This is a genomic window from Nocardioides sp., from assembly GCF_034670285.1.
GTDB lineage: Bacteria > Actinomycetota > Actinomycetes > Propionibacteriales > Nocardioidaceae > Nocardioides.
The window spans coordinates 1-2,296 of sequence record NZ_JAXMNS010000506.1; the positions used below are offsets into that span (position 1 = coordinate 1).

1 protein-coding gene and 1 pseudogene are annotated in these 2,296 nt (G+C 73.9%); both read right to left on the bottom strand.

The window, feature by feature from the left end; genetic code table 11:
* A pseudogene (locus VOI19_RS18315) lies at window positions 1-517 on the bottom strand (hypothetical protein); the annotation flags it as partial.
* Window positions 514-2,118 carry a copper resistance protein CopC gene (locus VOI19_RS18320; RefSeq protein WP_323794377.1) on the bottom strand — a complete coding sequence of 535 codons (1,605 nt, stop codon included), beginning with the start codon at window positions 2,116-2,118 and terminating at the stop codon, window positions 514-516. The gene VOI19_RS18320 and the pseudogene VOI19_RS18315, both read right to left, overlap by 4 nt.
* Between the last annotated feature and the right edge of the window lie 178 nt (window positions 2,119-2,296).

Consider the following 2,296-nt stretch of genomic DNA (forward strand, 5'->3'; position numbering starts at 1 on the left):
TGGGCAAGTCACTGGGCAAGTTCGCCGACTGGGCGAGCACCAGGTGACTCCCGCCCGGGCGGTCGCTCGGCACGAACTCGGCCACGACGCGGTAGTCACCGGAGTCAGCCAGGTCGACGTACGCCGTCCAGGTGCCGTCGGCGCCGAGGTCCGGGTGGAGGTGGCGGAAGACCGTGAGGTCGTCGTCGACGACGTAGAGGTGGAGCAGCTTGGTCTGCTCCTCGGTGAAGTCGCGCACCGGGTCGCCGTCCGGTCCGATGATCCGGAACGCGAGCCGACCCGGCTGCCCGGTCGTGTCCGGGAACTCCAGGTCGGTCATCCGGTAGCCGCCCGCCTCGGGGCTGGTGCCGTCGCCGATCACGGTCTCGTGGGTGTGGCGCGGGGCGTCGGGGTCGGGTGGGGAGACCACCAGGACGGTGCGCTCCCCCGCCTCCTGCTCGTCGGTGCTCGGCCCGGTGCTGCACCCGGCGAGAAGCAGGACACACGCCGGTACGGCGATCCGCAGCACGCGATTCATCGCTCCACCTCGAAGTCGATCGTGGTCACCGGGTTGTCGAACTCGCTGGCCCGCAGGCTCACCTGCACCGCCCAGGTCCCGGGCGCCGGGAGGACGACGTCGACCGTGTAGGTGCCCACGGCCGTGGGCGTGACGGGCTGGACGCCGAGGTCGATGGCCGCACCGTCGGTGCGGACCGCGACCACGGGGGCCGAGAACCCGTCGATCGGTTCGCCGTCGGCGGCCTGCACCTGGAGCGTGAGGGTGTTGGGGCCCTGGCGTCCCGGCACGAGCGTGGCGAGCACCCGGCTCTCATCGAGCGGGCCGGCCTCCACGCGGGACCCCACGGCGGCGCGGTTCTCGGTCTCCTCGCTGGGAGAAAGGTTCACGAGGAAGCCGGTGACACCCAGCAGGACCACCAGCAAGGCGGCCTCGGCCCGGACCACGCGGGCGACCCGGACGACGGCGGAGCGCTGGGCCGCGTGACCGACTCCCAAGTGGACGGCGGGCAGCAGGCGCCAGCGGTTCCACCCGGCGATGGCGGCCACCAGCAGGGCGATCACGACCTTGACGAGCAGCAGTCGACCGTAGTCGGTCTCGACGAGGGGGCCCCAGCCACCGAGGATCCGCCACCCCATCAAGGTCCCGGTGATCGCCAGGACCACGAGGAGGCCGGCGGCCACCTCGGAGAAGCGGGTGAGGGCTGCTGCGCCGTCGCGCGCCCGACCGCTGAGCGACGGCAGGGTCGCGGCCAGGCCGACCAGCCCTCCTAGCCAGGCGGCACCGACGACCAGGTGGAGGGCGTCGGTGAGCGTGAGCAACCAGACCGGGTCGACGGCGCGCGAGTGTCCGACCAGGGCGGGAGCCAGCACCGCTGCTGCGGCGGCGACGACGGCGACGCGTGGTCGCGAGAGCAGTCGCAACGCGGCGAGCAGTCCCACGGCCTGGAGCCCGAGCACGAGCAGGTCGTCGTCGACCAGGGAGAGCTCCGGGCTCGGTGAGATGCCGGACCAGTCGGCGCCCTGCTGGTAGGCCGCGATCAGCGGCAGCGCCAGCAGACCGGAGCCCAGGGCGAGGCCGGTGGAGCCCACGAGGAGTCGCTGCAGGCGCCGCCGCACCCGTGGCTCCAGCCGCACGCCGGCCGTCGTCCAGCCCAGGAAGAGGACGAGTCCCCCGGCCGTGAGGAGACCGACGTACCCGACGGCCTGGACGGCGCTCAACGCCCAGCGCACCGACCCACCCGCGGCGTCCGGCACGACCGGGGCGACGACCCGCAGGCTCGCCTCTCCCACCGAGAAGGTGAGGGACCCTGCGATCGGGTGACCATCGGCCGAGACCGCTCGCCACACCAGCACGTAGGTGCCGTCGTCCAGGTCGTCGGGCAGGTCGGTCGTGATGACGGCGTCGCGACCGGCCGACTCCGCCGGGAGCGGGGCTCCGGTCGCGTCGAAGACCTGCACGCCGTCGGCGGCCAGGGTGACCGGCTCGTCGAAGGTGAAGGTGACCTCGTCAGGAGCGGTCGCGAGGACCTCGCCCTCGTTGGGGTCGGTCGCGATCAGGGTGGCGTGAGCGGAGGCCGGAGCCGCACCGGCCAGCACCGCGAGCAGCACCAGGCACGCCACGACCCCCGCACGCCAGACCCGCGCGGGGCGGGCCTGTCGTGGGGTCCGCCGCGCGCCTGGCGCCGAGATCACGCCTTGCGACCGCTGCGCGCGAGCGCGGCACCGCCGGCGAGCAGACCGAGCAGCCCGGCCACCAGGCCGGCCACGGCGAGACCGTTGCCGTCGGAGTCGGGGGGCG